Source organism: Mesorhizobium sp. BH1-1-5 (genome assembly GCF_020165615.1).
In the GTDB taxonomy this organism is placed as follows: Bacteria; Pseudomonadota; Alphaproteobacteria; order Rhizobiales; family Rhizobiaceae; genus Mesorhizobium.
On sequence record NZ_JAIUIM010000005.1, the window covers coordinates 240,419 to 257,716 of the forward strand.

Below are 17,298 nucleotides of genomic sequence, written 5' to 3' on the forward strand. Positions count from 1 at the left end.
AGACAAAGCATGGCCAATCTTCGCGATCACATGGGCAGGCCGATCGTCGCCGTTACCGGCATCGGCGTGGTGACCTCGCTCGGCGTCGGCAAGGCCGATAACTGGGCGGCGCTGACCTCGGGCAAGTCCGGCATCCATCCGATCACCCGCTTCCCGGTCGATCAGTTGAACACCCGCATCTCCGGCATGGTCGATTTCCTGCCGTCGAGCTCCAAGGGAGCCAGCCCCCTCACCTACGAGATGGCCGAGACGGCGGCGCAGGAGGCAGTGTCGGAAGCAGGCCTCGATTCCGGCGATTTCAGCGGACCGCTGTTCCTCGCTTCGCCACCCGTCGAGCTCGACTGGGCCGACCGTTTCTCGCTCTACAATTCCGACAAGCAGGATATCGGCGCCGAAAGGCTGCTGAGGGTCGCGCGCGGGCTGAAGGAACTCGACATCTTCGAGACCACGCAGTTCGGCTCGATTGCCGACAGGCTGGCCGACCGCTTCGGCACGCGGGGCCTGCCGATCACCCTGTCCACGGCTTGCGCATCCGGCGCCACCGCTATCCAGCTCGGCGTCGAGGCGATCCGGCGCGGCGAGTGCGACAAGGCGCTGTCGATCGGCGCCGACGGATCCGCCACAGCCGAGGCGCTGATCCGCTTCTCGCTGCTGTCGGCGCTTTCCACCCACAACGATATCCCCGAGAAGGCCTCGAAGCCCTTCTCCAAGGACCGCGACGGCTTCGTGCTGGCGGAAGGTTCGGGCGCGCTGGTGCTGGAATCTCTGGAAGCAGCGCTTGCGCGCGGCGCGACGATCCTCGGCATCATGCGCGGCTGCGGCGAAAAGGCCGACGACTTCCACCGCACCCGTTCCAAGCCCGACGCTTCACCCGCGATCGCGGCCGTGCGTGCCGCCCTTGCCGATGCGGGCCTCGGCGAAGACGAGATCGACTACGTCAACGCGCACGGCACCTCGACGCCCGAAAACGACAAGATGGAGCATCTGTCGCTGTCCACCGTCTTCGGCGAGCGCATCGGCTCGATGCCGATCTCGTCGAACAAGTCAATGATCGGCCACACGCTGTCGGCCGCCGGCGCGGTGGAAGCCGCCTTCTCGCTGATGACCATGCGCGAAAGCGTCATCCCGCCGACGATCAATTACGACAATCCCGATCCGGCCATTGTCCTCGACGTCGTGCCAAACAAGAAGCGCAACGCCGAGGTTGGCACGGTTTTGTCGAATTCCTTCGGCTTCGGCGGCCAGAACACTTGCCTTGTCATGGCGCGGGAACCGGTCTAAGCGGACTTTTTCCGCTCCTATAGAACCCGACAGGCCCTATGCGCGCATTGCAACTTATCGAGGACCGCCGCCTTGAAACGGTGGACCTGCCGCCTCCCCCGCCGCCTTCGCTGGGCGAAGTGACCCTCCGCATCAAGGCGGTGGCGCTCAACCATATCGACGTCTGGGGCTGGCGCGGCATGGCGTTTGCCAAGCGCAAGCTGCCGCTGGTCGTCGGCGCCGAGGCCGCCGGCGAGGTCGAGGCGGTCGGGCCGGGCGTCTCCAACCTGCTGCCGGGACAATTGGTATCGATCTACGGCGCGCGCACCTGCGGGCTCTGCCGCGCCTGCCGCGAAGGCCGCGACAATCTCTGCGAGCATGTGTCCGGCGTTCATGGCTTCCACCTCGACGGCTTCGCCCAGGAAAAGATCAACCTGCCGGCGCGCCTCCTGGTGCCCGCCCCTCCCGGCGTCACGGAGATCGGCGCGGCGGTCGCGCCCGTCACTTTCGGTACGGTCGAGCACATGCTGTTCGACAATGCCAGGCTGGAACCCGGCGAAACCATCCTGGTCCATGCCGGCGGCTCCGGCATCGGCTCCGCAGCCATCCAGCTCGCCAAGAAGATGGGCTGCACGGTGATCACCACGGTCGGCTCGAACGACAAGATCGACAAGGCCAAGGCGCTTGGCGCCGACCACGTCATCAACTACCGCGAGGACCGCTTCGAAGGCGTCGTGCGCAAGCTGACGAAGAAGAAAGGCGTCGACGTCGTGTTCGAGCATGTCGGCGCCGACACCTTCGCTGGCTCGATGCTGTGCCTGAAGCGCGGCGGCCGCCTCGTCACCTGCGGCTCGACCTCGGGCGTGTCGACGCAGGTAAATCTGATGCAGCTCTTCCAGCAGCAGCTGAAGCTGCTCGGCTCCTTCGGCTGCCGCATTGAGAACATGGCCAACGCCATGCAGAAGATGGCCGCCGGCCTCGTTGCCCCGGTGATCGATACCGAGGTCGGCTTCGACGACATCGACGCCGCGCTGAAGCGCATGGAAGGCCGCGACGTCTTCGGCAAGATCATCCTTCGCGTTTCCTAAAACAGGATGGTCGGCAAGGTGTTCAGGAAAGCCCGCCGGGACTTCATGTTCCGCTACGGCCGGCGGCTGCGCCAGCTGGAGCACTGGCTGGTCGCCAAGCTCGCCATCGTGTTGCTCTCGCTGCTGCGCCTTCTGCCGCCGGACAGCGCGCTCAACTTCGCCGACCGTGTCGCCCGCCGCATCGGCCCGCTGGTCGGGCGCCATCGCGTTGCGGTCGACAATCTGCGCCTTGCCTACCCGCAAAAGAGCGACGCCGAGATCGAAGCCATCGCGCGCGACATGTGGGGCAACATGGCGCGCCTCGCGGCCGAATACATCTTCCTCGATGCGCTGTTCGACTTCGATCCGAACGCTTCGAAGCCCGGCCGGGTCGAGGTGCGCGGCATCGAGCATTTCGTCGAGATCGCCGCAGAGAAGAAACCGCACATCCTGTTCACCGGCCATCTCGGCAATTTCGAGCTGCTGCCGGTCGCCGCCGCCACGTTCGGCATGAACATCACGGCGCTGTTCCGCCCGCCGAACAACCCCTATCTCGCCGACTACATCCACTCGACGCGCCGCTCCTCGATGGGGGCCTTGCTGCCCTCCTCTACCGGCGCGTCCTTCGCCCTTGCCGCCATCCTGGAAAAGGGCGGCAATATCGGTGTTCTGGTCGATCAGAAATTCTCGGGCGGCGTCGACACGACGTTCTTCGGCCGCCCATGCCAAAGCAATCCGATGCTCGGCATGCTGGCCCGCCACTACGACTGCGACGTCTACCCTGCCCGCTGCGTCAGGCTACCGGACAACCGCTTCCGTCTGGAAATCGAGGACAAGCTGACCTTGCCGCGTACCGAGGGCGGCAGCGTCGACGTCAGCGCCACCACCCAGCTGCTCACCGACGTGGTCGAGCGCTGGGTGCGCGAGGACCCTGGCCAGTGGATGTGGTTCCACAAGCGCTGGGAAATCAGCGGCCGCCGCCGCAAGCGCGGACAGGCGAAGGCGACGGCCGGCCAATAACCGGCCGGCTTTGCCGCCCCGGATCAGTTGGTGACGACGATCCGCGTGTTGCCGAAACCGGCTTCCTTGACCATCGCATAGAAGGTCGCGGCGTTGGCCGGATGCAGGCGAACGCAGCCATGCGAGGCCGGGCGCCCGAGATTTCTCACCGACCCGGTGCCGTGGATGGCGTAGCCGCCGTGGAAGAACACCGAATAAGGCATCGGCGAGTTGTCGTACTTGCGCGAATACCACATCCGGGCGGTCCATTGCGGCCGGTAGCTGCCGCGCGGCGTGAAGTAGCCCTTGCGCGCGGTCGACACGCTCCAGCGATAAACCACCTGGCCGTATTTGCTGACGGTCATGGTCTGCGACGAGACGTCGATATTGGCGACCAGGTTGGCTGCCCGGCTCGCGATGGACATGCCGAACAACGCGGTTGCCAGCACGGTTGCCATGAGAACGAACTTTTTCATGCGATCAAACCCCTTTGATTGACCCCTGCCATTCGCGCGGTTTTTCCATCTTTTTGCCGGCAGATGCGTTAAGTACCACACACTCGTTGACGAATCCGCCAATCCAATGCGGCGAATTTGAACGATTTTCCCGGTATAGTTGCCGCCGCGACACGCACCCTCTGAAGTTTAGGCGCGGGCGTTGGGCCATGCCCGGATCGTCGTGTGGCAATGCGCGACTGGTTGCTTGCAAAAGTGCTGCGTTCCTTCTTCAATCGATCGGATGAATGAACGACTTTTCAAGGCGGTCGAGGACCGGGTCGACGATCTCGTTGCTCTGACCGCGGACCTGATCCGTTTCCCGACCGTCAATCCGCCAGGCGAAGCCTACCGGCCATGCGCCGAGTTCCTTGGCGCTCGCCTCAGGAAACTGGGCTTCGAAACCGAATTCATCCGTGCCGAAGGCGCGCCCGGCGACAGCGACCGCTACCCACGCGTCAATGTCGTGGCCCGCTTCGACGGCCGCTCGCCCGGCCCCTGCGTGCATTTCAACTCGCATATCGACGTGGTCGAGGCCGGCGACGGCTGGACCGTCGACCCCTTTGCCGGCGTCGTGAAGGACGGCAGGGTCTATGGCCGCGGCGCCTGCGACATGAAAGGCGGTCTGGCCGCTTCCGTCATCGCCGTCGAAGCCTTCATGGCAGTCTATCCGGACTTTCCCGGCGCCATCGAGATATCGGGCACGGCGGACGAGGAATCCGGCGGTTTCGGCGGCGTCGCCCATCTGGCCAGGCTTGGCTATTTCTCGAAGCCGAAGGTCGACCACGTCATCATTCCCGAGCCGCTGAACAAGGATCGCATCTGCCTTGGCCATCGCGGCGTCTGGTGGGCCGAGATCGAGACCAAGGGCGAGATCGCGCATGGCTCGATGCCGTTCCTCGGCGACAATGCAGTGCGCCATATGGGCGCCGTCCTGCAGGCCTTCGAGGACGAGCTGTTCCCGGCGCTCGACCGCAAGATGACGCGCATGCCGGTGGTGCCGGAAGGCGCCAAGCGCTCGACCATGAACATCAATTCCATCCATGGCGGCCAGACCGAGGATTTCCGGCCGGGGCTCCCCTCGCCCAACGTGCCGGATTCCTGCCGGCTCACCATCGACCGGCGGTTTCTGCTCGAAGAGGACATCGCCACCGTCAAAGGCGAGGTCACCGACATCCTCGAGCGGCTGAAACGCGAGCGCAGGAAATTCGATTACGAGATCCGTGACCTGATGGAGGTGCTGCCGCTCATGACCGAGCGCGACGCGCCGGTGGTGAAAGCCGTCGCAAAAGGCATCATGGAGGTGTTCGACCGCGAGCCCGACTACGTGATCTCGCCCGGCACCTACGACCAGAAGCATGTCGCGCGCCTCGGCCATCTCTATGACTGCATCGCCTATGGTCCGGGCATTCTCGATCTCGCGCACAGGCCGGACGAATGGGTGGGCATCGCCGACATGGTGGAATCGGCCAAGGTGATGGCGATCGGCCTCAATGTGCTCTTGCGTGGCACGACCGGATGACAGGTAAAAACATTCCGCCTGGCGCCGCCGGGCAGCACGAAACGCAATTTACTCGCGCGCGAAATCACGCTTCTATCCGCCAGCTTGAGCACGTTTGAGCAATGGGAGTTCAGCGATGAAACTGTGGAAGACCATCCTGGCCGCGGCTGTGCTGTCGCTTGCCGCCGCCACGTCGGCCTTTGCCGCGCGCACCGACCTCACGCTCGGCATCGTGCTCGAGCCGCCGCATCTCGATCCGACCGCCGGGGCGGCCGCGGCCATCGGCGAAGTCACCTATGCCAATGTCTTTGAAGGGCTGACGCGCATCGACGACAACGGCCAGGTTCAACCCGGTCTCGCCGAGAGCTGGACCGTCTCCGACGACGGCAAGGTCTACACGTTCAAGCTGCATTCCGGCGTGAAGTTTCACGATGGCTCGGCCTTCAGCGCCGACGACGTGAAATTCTCGCTCGACCGAGCGCGTGCCAAGGATTCGCTCAATCCGCAAAAGCAGCTCTTTGCGCACATCACCGATGTCACGGCGGCCGATCCGGCGACCGTCAAGGTCGCTCTCGACGGGCCGCAGGGCAGTTTCCTCTACGACATGGGCCAGGTTGCGGCGGTGATCGTGGCGAAGGGGTCGGCTGACGGCAATAAGGACAAGCCGATCGGCACCGGTCCATTCAAGCTCGATCACTGGGCCAAGGGTTCCGAGATCACGCTCGTCAAGAACCCGGATTACTGGGGCACACCCGCCGCGCTCGACAAGGCGACATTCCGTATCGTGCCCGACGCCGCCGCGGCTGTCCCCGCATTGCTCTCGGGCGACATCCAGGCTTTCGCCAACATGCCCGCGCAAGACGCGCTCGGGCAGCTCCAGTCCGATCCGCGCTTCAGCGTCGTGATCGGCTCGACCGAGGGCGAGACGATCCTGTCGATCAACAACAAGAAGCCACCCTTCGACAAGCTTGCGGTGCGGCAGGCGCTCGCCTCTGCGATCGATCGCAGCGCCATCATCGACGCGGCCTCGAACGGTCTTGGAAAGCCGATCGGCTCTCATTTTTCGCCAGGCGATGCGGGCTATGTCGATCTCACCGGCGTCTACCCGCACGACATCGCCAAGGCCAAGGAGTATCTGAAGGAAGCGGGGCTGGAAAACGGCTTTTCGGCCACGATCAAGCTGCCGCCCGTGCCCTACGCGCGCGACGGCGGCCAGGTGATTCAGTCCCAACTGAGGGAGATCGGGGTCAATCTGCAGATCATTCCGGTCGAATGGGCGGAGTGGCTCAGCCAGGTCTTCACCAACAAGGACTACGACCTGACGATCGTTTCCCATGTCGAGCCAAACGACATCGATATCTATTCGCGGCCCGGCTACTATTTCCAGTACGACAATCCGAAGTTCAACGATGTGATCAAGGAGCTCGGCACCACGGTCGACAAGGACAAGAGGCTGGAACTGCTGGGCGAGGCGCAGAAGATTCTCGCGCACGACGTGCCCGCCGTCTACCTGTTCGAGCTGCCGAAGATTGGCGTCTGGGACGCCAAGCTGCAGGGCATGTGGACGAACTGGCCGATCGAGGCGGATGACCTGACCAAGGTGAAATGGACCGACTGAGGCCGGCGCGATCGCCTGATCGCTTTCCATGACCGCCTACCTCCTCAAACGCCTCATCATCGCGGCCCTCACCCTGGTGTTGGCCTCGATGGTGGTGTTCGCGGTCATGGAGATCCTGCCTGGAGACCCGGCGCGCTTGATGCTGGGCATGAATGCCAGCGCCGAGCAGGTCGAAGTGCTGCGCGACCAGATGGGGCTGAATGCGCCGCTGGTGTTGCGCTATCTGCGTTGGGCAGGCGGCTTGCTCAGCCTCGATTTCGGCCGTTCCTACACCTATTCGGTGCCCGTCATCGACCTCGTGCGGGAACGCGTCGTCGTCTCCCTGCCGCTGGCGCTGATCGCGCTGGCGCTCTCGACCATCATCGCCATTCCGGTCGGCGTCTTCTCCGCCAGCCGCCAGGGCCGCGCGGGCGACACGCTCACCATGGGTGCCGCGCAGCTCGGCGTCGCCGTGCCGAATTTCTGGTTCGCGCTGATGCTGATCTATCTGTTTGCCGTCTGGCTGCATCTGGTTCCCGCCGGCGGTTTTCCCGGCTGGGGCGCGGGCATCTGGATTGCACTAAAATCCCTGATCTTGCCGGCCATTGCATTGGCGCTGCCGCAGGCGGCGATCCTGGGCCGCGTCGCCCGCTCGGCGCTGATCGAGGTGCTCAACGAGGACTATATCCGTACCGCGCGCGCCAAGGGCCTGCCCTACCGCGCCGTACTGTGGCGCCATGCGCTGCGCAACGCCATGATCCCCGTGCTCACAATCCTGGGCCTGCAATTCGCCTTCCTGCTTGCCGGCACCATCATCATCGAGAATGTTTTCTACCTACCTGGGTTGGGCCGACTGATCTTCCAGGCCATCACCCAGCGCGACCTGATCGTGGTCGAGAGCATCGTCATGCTTTTGGTCGCCGCCGTGATCCTGATCAACCTCGTCGTCGATTTCTCCTACGCCATCGTCGACCCGCGCCTCAGAGGCCGGCAATGACCATGCGCGTCGACCTGCCCGAGGAAACCATCGCCGGCGTGCTGACCAAAGCCTTCGGCAACCGCTCCTTCCTGATTGGGCTCGTCATCACGCTGCTGATCGTGGCCGTCGCGTTGCTGTCCTTCATCTGGACGCCCTACGACGTCACAAAGCTGGTGATCGCCGACAAGACGCAGGCGCCCTCTTGGGCGCACTGGTTCGGCACCGACCATTTCGGCCGTGACATCCTGTCGATGATCATGATCGGCGCCCGCAACTCGATCGCCGTCGCGCTGGTCGCGGTCGGCATCGGCATGGGCATCGGCGTGCCGCTCGGCGCTTTCGCCGCCGCGCGCGGCGGCCTGGCCGACGAGGCGCTGATGCGCGTCAACGACCTCGTCTTCGCCTTTCCGGCGCTGCTCTCGGCGATCATGATCACCGCGACCTTCGGCCCGGGCGCGGTCAACGCCATCATCGCCATCGGCATCTTCAACATCCCGGTTTTCGCCCGCGTGACGCGCGCCGGCGCTTTAGCCATCTGGCCGCGCGAGTTCATCCTCGCCGCGCGCGCCGCCGGCAAGGGCATGACGCGCATCAGCATCGAGCACATCCTGCCCAACATCGCCACGCTGCTCTTGGTCCAGGGCACGATCCAGTTTGCGCTCGGCATTCTCGCCGAAGCCGGGCTTTCCTATGTCGGCCTCGGCGCGCAGCCGCCAATGCCGAGCTGGGGCCGCATGCTGTTCGACGCGCAGACGCGCATGGTGACCGCGCCCTGGATGGCGATCTTCCCCGGCATGGCGATCGTCATCACCGTGCTTGGGCTGAACCTGCTCGGCGACGGCATCGCCGACATCCTCGATCCGAAATCGCGGCGGCGCCGATGAGCCTGCTGGAGATCGAGAACCTGTCGCTGGCGATCGGCGCCACGCCGATCCTGAAAGGCGTCGAGCTGACGATCGCGCCAGGCGAAGTGGTCGGCCTGGTCGGCGAATCCGGCTCCGGCAAGTCGATGACGGCGCTGACGATCATGCGGCTTTTGCCGCATCTGGCGCGCGCCGACGGCCGCGTCGCCTTCGACGGCATCGACATCCTAGGCGCGACCGAAGACCAGATGTGCGCCTTGCGCGGCGACGATATCGGCATGGTCTTCCAGGAGCCGATGACGGCGCTGAACCCGGTGAAGACCATCGGCGAGCAAGTCGCCGAAGGCATACGCTGGCACACCAAGGCGGGCCGGGCCGAGGCCGAGGAGCGCGCGCGAAAAATCCTCGACCGCGTCGGTTTGCCCGAAGCAAAATTCCCGCTGTCGCGCTACCCGCACGAATTGTCGGGCGGCCAGCGCCAGCGCGTCATCATTGCCATCGCCTGCGCACTTAAACCTAAATTGTTGATCGCGGACGAACCGACGACGGCGCTCGACGTGGTACTGCAGGCGCAGATCCTCGACTTGTTGCGCGATCTGGTCAGCGAGAACCGCATGGGCCTGTTGCTCATCTCGCACGACCTCGCAGTTGTGACCGAGATGGCGGATCGCCTGACCATCCTGCGCCGCGGCGAAGTGACGGAAGCCGGCGACACCGCCCGCACGCTGTCGGAGCAGCAGCATCCCTACACGCGCGAGTTGGCGCTGGCATCGATGCATGTGCCAGCTCGCCCGAAACCGCACCTTGCCGGATCGGCAAAGCCCTTGCTCGAAGTCGAAAATGTCGGCCGGGCCTATCCGGGCCGGCGCACATCCCTGTTCCGGCCGGCGCAGCCGATCCGCGCCGTCGACGATGTCTCGCTCGCCATCGAGCCCGCGCAATCGGTGGCGCTGGTCGGCCGCTCGGGCTGCGGCAAGTCCACGCTTGCCCGCATGATCCTGGCGCTGGACAAGCCGACGGCCGGCACGATCCGCTTTCGCGGCGAGGCCATCACGGGCAGGCCGGAAGCGGCGCTAAGGCCGGCCCGGCGCGACATGCAGGTGGTGTTCCAGGATCCTTATGGCTCTTTCGACCCGCGCCAGAAGGTGGAGAAGCTGGTGGCCGAGCCGCTGCATCTTCTGGAAAAGCAGCCCGCAAAGCCCGAGCGCCGCGAGATGGTCGCGCATGCGCTGCATGAAGTCGGGCTCGGGCCGCGCGACATGGACAAATACCCGCATGAATTCTCTGGCGGCCAGCGCCAGCGCCTGTCGATCGCCCGCGCCATCATCACGCGTCCGAAGCTGGTGGTCGCCGACGAGCCGGTCTCGGCGCTGGACGTCTCGATCCGCGCCCAGATCCTCGACCTTTTCGCCGAGCTGAACCAGAAGCTCGGCATCGCCTATCTCTTCATCACGCATGACCTGACGGTCGCCCGCGCCATGGCGGACGAGGTGCTGGTCATGCATGAAGGCAGGATCGTCGAACGCGGCCGCGCCGCCGACGTGCTCGACCATCCGCGCTCGGAAGCAGCCCAGGCGCTGGTCGCGGCAGCGCCCGACCTCCACCGCGCCATCGCGCGCAAGATGCAGGAGCAGGGGTGAGCCAGGCTATTTGTTTGATGCAGTTCCGGACGGAAAACCGCTTCACACTTTTCCTGGAATTGCTTCAGTTTTCCGGCTTCACCAAATCGACGGGGCTGATATCGAGCAGGTCGAGCGTGCGGCGCAGGAGCTTCACCTCGCTTTCCGCCAGCTTGGCATCGGCCTTGGCGATCTCGGCCATGTGGCGCGCAAGCAGTTTCCGACGCTCGACATCAAGGTCGCGGAACAGCGCGATCGCCTGCGAGCCATTGGTCTCGTAGCCATAATCGTTGAGATATTCGATGACGCTGTCGATGGAGGCCTCGGGGATGCCGAAGGCTTCCTTGCAGATGCGCCGGAAGACGACCATCTCGCTCTCCGAGACCGAGCCGTCGGCCAGGATCATGCGAAACAGCATCAGAAGTTCCGCCGACAGCACCGGGTCGTCCGCCACCTTGCGAACACCCGGGTCACCGTCGAAGATCGAACGTATCTGGTCGAGCAGCGCCATCGCCACCAAGCTCCCCTTTGCGATTCCACCTGATTGTTAGAGCAATTCCAGGAAAAGTGTGAAGCGGTTTTCCGTCCGCAATTGCGCCAAGCCAAAGAACAGAGCGGTTCGGCGTGTAGCGGCGAACCGATCTGGCGTGGAATCGCTCTTGCGCAAACGGGGCGAGCGTGATGGAAGCTGCGGCTTCCTTCCAGGCGCCCCTCCCCCGATGATCGACCTTACGCTGCAGACCGTCCTCATACTCGTTGCCGCCGCCTTTGCCGCCGGCTTCGTCGACTCGATCGCCGGCGGCGGCGGGCTGATCACTATCCCGGCGCTGCTGCTCGCCGGTTTTTCGCCGGTCGCAGCCCTCGGCACGAACAAATTGCAAGGCATGTTCGGTTCCGGCTCGGCCACCATCCATTATGCCGCCAATGGCCAGGTCGACCTGCGCCGCCAATTGCCGTCGGCCCTGCTGGCGCTTGTCGGCGGCGCGGTCGGTGCGCTTTTGGCGACCGTCGTTCCCGGCGATTTCCTGCGCGCTTTGCTGCCGCTGCTCCTGATCGCGATCGCGCTCTATTTCGCGCTGAAGCCGAACATGGACGACGTCGATCGCGCCGAGCGGCTGTCGCCTTTCCTGTTCGGGCTGATCATCCCACCGGTGGTCGGCCTCTATGACGGCGTCTTCGGCCCCGGCGCCGGCTCCTTCTACATGCTCGCCTTCGTCACCCTTGCCGGCTATGGCGTGCTCAAGGCGACGGCGCATACCAAGCTGCTCAATTTCGCCTCCAACATAGGCGGCTTCGTCGTCTTCGCCGCCGTCGGCGTCATCGACTGGAAGATCGGTCTGATGATGGGCGTGGCGCAGTTCATCGGCGCCCGTGTCGGCGCAAGCCTGGCGATCCGCATCGGCGCCAGGCTGATCAAGCCGCTGCTGGTCGTCGTCTGCCTGGCGCTCGCCGCGAAGCTGCTGGCCGAACCGGCCAATCCCTTGCGCCAGCTAATTGGTGTGTGAGGCACCTGCTGCTACAATTGGGGTGTTGCGAATCACGTTGGAGGGACCAGACATGAATCTCAGTGCGCCCACCCAGATCGTGTTCATTATTTCGTTGGTCATCGCCATCATCGGCCTTCTCGCCGCTCTTGGCGTTCTTGCATTCATTCCACTTGCATCCGTTTGGATCATACTCATCGCCTATGTCGTGCTCGCCGCCGGCTGTTTGATGCGCGGCGCTTGAAATTCGCAGATCTTAGGCAACTCGGAGCGCCCGGCCCTGCCGGGCGCTTTTGATTTGAGGGCGCGGTCTGCTGGAGCAATTCCAGGAAAAGTGTGAGCGGTTTTCCGTCCGGAATTGCGTAAAAACAAAGAGATAGGGCATTTCGCCGTTTCCATGAAACGGTGAAATGCACTAGGCTTGCGTCATGTCCGAAGAGCCAGAGCGCCATCGCCAGGATAATCGCTCTCCCGCCCTCCATTTCGAGATGGTGCGGCGCAAGCCCTCTGCCTCGCTTGCAGGCATCGTCACGGACATCTGCGGCTATCGCGAGATATGGCCCGGTCATTTCCGTATCGTCGAATATGCTTCGCTCACCGTGCCGCTGGTGATCAGCTTCGCCGAAGCCTTCGCCATCGGGCTCGGCCACAGCCCGGGCGACAACGACCGCTACGCCAGCTTTGCCGCCGGCCTCTATGCCGGGCCGGTCATGATCGAATCCTTCGGCGGCGCCTGCTGCGTCCAGGTCAATTTCACGCCGCTTGGCGCCAGGCAATTCTTCGGCCTGCCGATGAGCGAGTTGCGGGACCGTATGGTCGGGCTGGACGACGCGCTGGGCTTCGATGGCATCGCGCTGCGCGAACAGCTCGGCGAAGCGGCGGATTGGAATGCGCGCTTCGACATTGCCGAAGGCTTCATTACCAGCCGCCTCGCCGAAGCGAACGCCCTTTCGCCGGAAGTCGATTGGGCCTACCGGACGGTCGTCGCGTCGGGCGGCCGCACTCGCATTTCTGCGCTCGCCGGCGAGATCGGCTGGAGCCGCAGGCACATGGCGGCCAAATTCACCGATGCGATCGGCATCGGCCCGAAGACATTGTCGCGCATCGTGCGCTTCAATCGCGCGCTCTCGCTCTCGAAGCGGCAGGATGATGACTGGGCCGGCATCGCCGCCGATTGCGGCTATGCCGACCAGGCGCACTTGGTGCGCGAGTTCCGCCAGCTTGCCGGCAAGACGCCGACCGGCCTCGCGGCGTCGATGTAGGCCTCAGCCGAGGTAACATTTCTTCAAGACGCGGAAACCGCCTTCGTACAGACTGGCAATCATCAACCAACATAGGGAGAATGTCATGCCGACAGCAAACGAAGCACCCCGTCTCTATCCGGCCCTGCGTTACAGGGGCGCCGCCAAGATGATCGACTGGCTCAGCGAGGCCTTCGGCTTCGAGCTGCGCGCCCGCTATGGCGAGGGCGACATCGTCCACCACGCTGAGCTGACCTTCGGATCCTCGATGATCATGCTGGGCAGCGCGCGCGACGACGATTACGGCAAGATGGTCGGTGATCCAGGCGGTGGCGGCGGCAAATCGATCTACATCGCCGTCGATGACGCCGATGCCACCTATGCGCGCGCCAAGAAGGCCGGCGCCAAAATCATCCAGGAACTGGTCGACCGCGACTATGGCAGCCGCGAGTTCATCTGCCTCGACCCTGAAGGCAATGTCTGGTCCTTCGGCACCTATTGGCCGAAGGCCGGGGAGAAGGCGTGAGCCTCAGCGCCGACGCTAGAGATTGGCGAAAGCCTCAACAGTTTCGTCATCCACGGGCGGAGCGGGAGCGAAGCGGACGTGCAGACCCGAGGATCCATTCCGTTACCTTGCACGAGGAGTGCAGCGGAGCAGAATTTTGCACCGTTGCAACGCTTTTAGGTCACGGAATGGATCCTCGGGTCTGCGCTGCGTCGCTACGCTCCTTGCTCCGCCCGTGGATGACGACCCGATGGGTGTTTTCGCCAATCACAAACCCTGTGGTCCCGACAGGGCCGTCTACCGCGCCAGCGAAAAAATCGCGTCGCAGTCGAGGTGGCGCTCCAACTCCGCCGCGACCTCGTCCAGCGCCCTCTCGACGTCCGCGCGATAGTCGATGCCGCCTCCCATGACGCCGAGGCTCTCCAGGTAGGCGGCGCGAAAGGCGTCGGCGGAAAACAGCCCGTGCAGATAGGTGCCGATCACCTTGCCGTCGGCCGAGACCGCACCGTCCTCGACCCCGTTGAGAATCGCCGACGGCCGCGCCGTGTCCGGGCCAGTGGTGCGGCCGAGATGGATCTCGTAGCCTTCGAGCGGCAGGCCGAACTGCACCGAGTGCGCGCTTGAATTGCGCACGGTCTTTTCCGGTTCCATCACCGTTTCGATATCGAGCAGGCCGAGGCCTTCGGCCTCGGTGACGCTGCCTTCGATGCCGTCGGGATCGCGCACCACGCGGCCGAGCATCTGATAGCCACCGCAAATGCCGACGACATGACCGCCGCGCTTGCGATGAGCGGCAAGATCGCGATCCCAGCCATTCTCGCTGAATTTCAGCAGGTCGCTGATGGTAGACTTCGAACCGGGAATGACCACAAGCCCGGCATCCTCCGGCAGCCTCTTGCCCGGCGGCACGAACACCACCTCGACCTGCGGTTCGGCCTTCAGCGGATCGAGGTCGTCGAAATTGGCGATGCGCGCCAGCATCGGCACCGCGACCTTCAACGCCCGTTTCTCGCCGGAAGCGAGGCGCTCGAGCACGACGGAATCCTCCGAAGGCAGCCGGCCCGCCGCCTTCAGCCATGGCACGACGCCGAAGCAGCGCCAGCCGGTGAACTTTTCGATTGCGCTTATCCCGTCGTCGAACAGCGAGACATCACCGCGGAACTTGTTGATGAGATAGCCGGCAATCATGCGCCGGTCTTCCTCCGGAAGGATGAGATGCGTGCCGGCGACGGAAGCGATGACGCCGCCGCGGTCGATGTCGCCGACCAGGATCACCGGCACATTGGCGCGCGTCGCAAAACCCATATTGGCAATGTCGCGGCTCCTGAGATTGATCTCGGCCGGCGAGCCTGCGCCCTCGACGATGACCAGGTCGGCGCCCTCGCCCACCTTGGCCCACGAATCCAGCACCGCGTCCATCAGCCCGGCTTTCATCGCCTGGTAGTCACGTGCCCGCGCCTCGCCATGCACCTTGCCCTGCACCACAACTTGCGAGCCGATATCGCTCTGCGGCTTGAGCAGCACCGGGTTCATATGCACCGTCGGTCTCACGCCGCAGGCCAGCGCCTGGAGCCATTGCCCGCGGCCGATCTCGCCTTCGCCGGCTTTGTCGCCGCCCGGGATGCCGGCGACGGCGGCATTGTTCGACATGTTCTGCGGCTTGAACGGCCTGACTTTCAGCCCGCGTTTTTTCGCGGCCCGGCAGAGCCCCGCCACCAGCACGGTCTTGCCGACATCCGAGCCGGTGCCCTGCAGCATGATCGCTTTTGCCATCAGCCCCTGCCCCCCGAGCCAATGGTCGATTTCTGTGCCAGCGGCCCGCCCCGCCAAAGATAAAGTGCCATCAGCGGCTCCTTACCCGTGCGCATGGCATGATTGACGTTGGAAGCGTGGTGGATGACCTCGCCGGCGTCGCGAACATGGAAACCGCTCTCGCCCATGCGCCATTTCGTGCCGCCGGTCAGCGGGATGTAGATCTCCTCGGCGATGTGGTGATGGTCGGGATAGACCATGTCCGGCCCAAGGATCAGCAGACCGGCCGCAACCTCTTCATTGACGAAATGCCCGCGCGTGCCGAACACTTCCAGCCAGCCGTAATTGTCGACAAAACCCTGCCCGAAATCCGCGGCGGTATAGGTCTGCCCCCAGCGCAGCTCGTCCCGACGGTCGGCAACGAACCGCGCCAGCGGCTTGGCGCCGGCCGGCGCGAGCTCGGCGATGCGATCGAGATGACCAAGGCAGCCAAGCGCGCGCGGTTCGAGGGACCGGACAGGCATATCCCAGTCGATACGCGCGACTTCGTCCGCGACCAGATCGTCGTCGACGCCGGCGAGACAGACGTGGAATCGCTCCAGCAACTCATCGAAAATTGTCGGCACGCAAGAGCTCCGTTAGTCATTCCATGCACAGCCGGTTCTCAACGGCCCGGGTTGCGCGGCGGCATCATTGGTCTAGATTGAACGACGCGCAAAGCCAAAAACGACAGGCCAGAAGGCCTGAAACGACAGGGAGCACGCCATGGACGCGGCAGTCGATGCGGGCGCTGGCCAGTTCGAACTCAATGAGGAACAGCGCGCCATCCAGGAGATGGCCCAGGCCTTCGCGGCGGACCGCGTCGCGCCCAATGCGCTCGACTGGGACAAGGCGAAGCACTTCCCCGCCGATGTGATCCGCGAGACCGGGCCGCTCGGCCTCGGCGGCATCTATGTGCGCGACGATGTCGGCGGCTCGGCGCTTGGGCGGCTGGACGCCGTGCTGATCTTCGAGGCGCTCGCCCACGCCGATCCGGCCTTCTCCTCCTTCATTTCCATCCACAACATGGCGGCCTCGATGATCGACCGCTTCGGGAGCGACGAGCAACGCCAGCGCTTCCTGCCGAAGCTGACCTCGATGGAGTGGCTGGCGAGCTATTGCCTGACCGAGCCCGGCTCAGGCTCGGATGCTGCCGCGCTGAAAACGCGCGCGGTCAAAAGCGGCGGCGATTACGTGCTCAACGGCGCCAAGCAGTTCATTTCCGGTGCCGGCGACAGCGATCTCTATGTCGTGATGGCGCGCAGCGGCGCGGACGGGCCGAAAGGCATTTCGACCTTCGTCGTGCCCAAGGATGCGCCGGGCCTGTCCTTCGGCGCCAACGAGCACAAGATGGGCTGGCACATGCAGTCGACCCGCCAGGTGATCTTCGAGGATTGCAAGGTGCCGGCCGAGAACCTGCTTGCCGCCGAAGGCGCCGGCTTCGGCATCGCCATGGCCGGGCTCGACGGCGGCCGCCTCAACATCGCCGCCTGTTCGCTGGGCGGAGCGCAGTCGGCGCTCGACAAGGCACTCGCTTACACTTCCGAGCGCAAAGCCTTCGGCTCCAAGATCAATCAGTTCCAGGCGCTGCAGTTCAGGCTGGCCGACATGGAGACGGAACTGCAGGCGGCCCGTATCTTCCTCTACGCCGCCGCCTCGAAGCTCGACCGCAAGGCGGCCGACGCCGGCAAATGGTCGGCGATGGCCAAGCGCTTCGTTACCGACATCGGCTTCGACATCGCCAACCAGGCGCTGCAATTGCATGGCGGCTATGGCTACCTGCACGACTACGGCATCGAGAAGCTGGTGCGCGACCTGCGCGTCCATCAGATCCTCGAAGGCACCAACGAGATCATGCGCGTCATCATCGCGCGCTCGTTGATCGGCCGCTGAACAGA

At 64.4% G+C, this 17,298-nt stretch carries 17 protein-coding genes; 13 read left to right on the forward strand and 4 right to left on the reverse strand.

The features are described 5' to 3' along the window. The first annotated feature begins 9 nt into the window (after positions 1 to 9). From LB572_RS09130 to LB572_RS09140, 3 genes are read left to right on the forward strand one after another with little or no spacing between them, the layout of a single operon-like run. Positions 10 to 1,281, forward strand: a complete 1,272-nt coding sequence (locus tag LB572_RS09130; RefSeq protein WP_224667497.1) for a beta-ketoacyl-ACP synthase — start codon at positions 10 to 12, stop codon at positions 1,279 to 1,281. A 38-nt stretch (positions 1,282 to 1,319) separates the two neighbouring features. Then, positions 1,320 to 2,348: a zinc-binding dehydrogenase gene (locus LB572_RS09135; RefSeq protein WP_140807752.1), complete on the forward strand. Its 1,029-nt coding sequence runs from the start codon at positions 1,320 to 1,322 to the stop codon at positions 2,346 to 2,348. A 6-nt stretch (positions 2,349 to 2,354) separates the two neighbouring features. Continuing rightward, positions 2,355 to 3,347: a lipid A biosynthesis lauroyl acyltransferase gene (locus LB572_RS09140; RefSeq protein WP_140807753.1), complete on the forward strand. Its 993-nt coding sequence runs from the start codon at positions 2,355 to 2,357 to the stop codon at positions 3,345 to 3,347. Between the two features lie 23 nt (positions 3,348 to 3,370). Here the strand turns inward: LB572_RS09140 and LB572_RS09145 are convergent, their stop codons facing one another. Further along, on the reverse strand, positions 3,371 to 3,802 hold the full coding sequence (locus LB572_RS09145) for a L,D-transpeptidase (RefSeq protein ID WP_140807754.1): 432 nt from the start codon (positions 3,800 to 3,802) through the stop codon (positions 3,371 to 3,373). A gap of 262 nt (positions 3,803 to 4,064) precedes the next feature. On the opposite strand from LB572_RS09145, the gene LB572_RS09150 reads away from it, so the two are divergent. The 5 genes from LB572_RS09150 to LB572_RS09170 all read left to right on the forward strand — a co-directional run bounded on the left by LB572_RS09150 (position 4,065) and on the right by LB572_RS09170 (position 10,400). Next, positions 4,065 to 5,342: an acetylornithine deacetylase/succinyl-diaminopimelate desuccinylase family protein gene (locus LB572_RS09150; RefSeq protein WP_224667498.1), complete on the forward strand. Its 1,278-nt coding sequence runs from the start codon at positions 4,065 to 4,067 to the stop codon at positions 5,340 to 5,342. A gap of 115 nt (positions 5,343 to 5,457) precedes the next feature. Further along, positions 5,458 to 6,939, forward strand: a complete 1,482-nt coding sequence (locus LB572_RS09155) for an ABC transporter substrate-binding protein (RefSeq protein ID WP_224667499.1) — start codon at positions 5,458 to 5,460, stop codon at positions 6,937 to 6,939. A 28-nt stretch (positions 6,940 to 6,967) separates the two neighbouring features. Then, complete coding sequence (locus LB572_RS09160; protein ID WP_140807757.1) at positions 6,968 to 7,915, forward strand: ABC transporter permease; 948 nt, start codon at positions 6,968 to 6,970, stop codon at positions 7,913 to 7,915. After that, the gene (locus tag LB572_RS09165; protein WP_224667500.1) at positions 7,912 to 8,781 is read left to right on the forward strand and encodes an ABC transporter permease; all 870 of its coding nucleotides are present in this window, start codon (positions 7,912 to 7,914) and stop codon (positions 8,779 to 8,781) included. The genes LB572_RS09160 and LB572_RS09165 overlap by 4 nt, the downstream gene beginning before the upstream one ends. Further along, positions 8,778 to 10,400, forward strand: coding sequence for an ABC transporter ATP-binding protein (locus tag LB572_RS09170; RefSeq protein ID WP_224667501.1), 1,623 nt, complete (start codon positions 8,778 to 8,780; stop codon positions 10,398 to 10,400). The genes LB572_RS09165 and LB572_RS09170 overlap by 4 nt, the downstream gene beginning before the upstream one ends. Positions 10,401 to 10,464: 64 nt before the next feature. Here LB572_RS09170 and LB572_RS09175 read toward each other — a convergent pair whose 3' ends face one another. Continuing rightward, positions 10,465 to 10,896: a TerB family tellurite resistance protein gene (locus tag LB572_RS09175; RefSeq protein ID WP_140807760.1), complete on the reverse strand. Its 432-nt coding sequence runs from the start codon at positions 10,894 to 10,896 to the stop codon at positions 10,465 to 10,467. 202 nt (positions 10,897 to 11,098) lie between these two features. Between LB572_RS09175 and LB572_RS09180 the strand changes: the two genes are divergently transcribed. The 4 genes from LB572_RS09180 to LB572_RS09195 all read left to right on the forward strand — a co-directional run bounded on the left by LB572_RS09180 (position 11,099) and on the right by LB572_RS09195 (position 13,630). Beyond that, on the forward strand, positions 11,099 to 11,884 hold the full coding sequence (locus LB572_RS09180) for a TSUP family transporter (RefSeq protein ID WP_224667502.1): 786 nt from the start codon (positions 11,099 to 11,101) through the stop codon (positions 11,882 to 11,884). 52 nt (positions 11,885 to 11,936) lie between these two features. Next, a complete protein-coding gene (locus LB572_RS09185) occupies positions 11,937 to 12,107 on the forward strand; it encodes a hypothetical protein (protein ID WP_224667503.1) in 171 nt (56 codons plus the stop codon). A 184-nt stretch (positions 12,108 to 12,291) separates the two neighbouring features. Continuing rightward, a complete protein-coding gene (locus LB572_RS09190) occupies positions 12,292 to 13,125 on the forward strand; it encodes a helix-turn-helix domain-containing protein (RefSeq protein ID WP_140809263.1) in 834 nt (277 codons plus the stop codon). An 85-nt stretch (positions 13,126 to 13,210) separates the two neighbouring features. Further along, positions 13,211 to 13,630 (forward strand): VOC family protein, encoded by a 420-nt coding sequence (locus tag LB572_RS09195; protein WP_140809265.1) that lies wholly within the window; start codon positions 13,211 to 13,213, stop codon positions 13,628 to 13,630. A 276-nt stretch (positions 13,631 to 13,906) separates the two neighbouring features. On the opposite strand, the gene LB572_RS09200 is transcribed toward LB572_RS09195, so the two are convergent. Together LB572_RS09200 and LB572_RS09205 are read right to left on the reverse strand one after the other, a co-directional pair. Next, the gene (locus LB572_RS09200; protein WP_224667504.1) at positions 13,907 to 15,382 is read right to left on the reverse strand and encodes a cobyric acid synthase; all 1,476 of its coding nucleotides are present in this window, start codon (positions 15,380 to 15,382) and stop codon (positions 13,907 to 13,909) included. Beyond that, on the reverse strand, positions 15,382 to 15,987 hold the full coding sequence (locus tag LB572_RS09205; RefSeq protein WP_224667505.1) for a dimethylsulfonioproprionate lyase family protein: 606 nt from the start codon (positions 15,985 to 15,987) through the stop codon (positions 15,382 to 15,384). Before LB572_RS09205 ends, LB572_RS09200 begins: the two co-directional genes overlap by 1 nt. Positions 15,988 to 16,126: 139 nt before the next feature. Between LB572_RS09205 and LB572_RS09210 the strand changes: the two genes are divergently transcribed. Beyond that, a complete protein-coding gene (locus tag LB572_RS09210) occupies positions 16,127 to 17,293 on the forward strand; it encodes an isobutyryl-CoA dehydrogenase (protein WP_140809271.1) in 1,167 nt (388 codons plus the stop codon). The last annotated feature ends 5 nt before the right edge of the window (positions 17,294 to 17,298 follow it).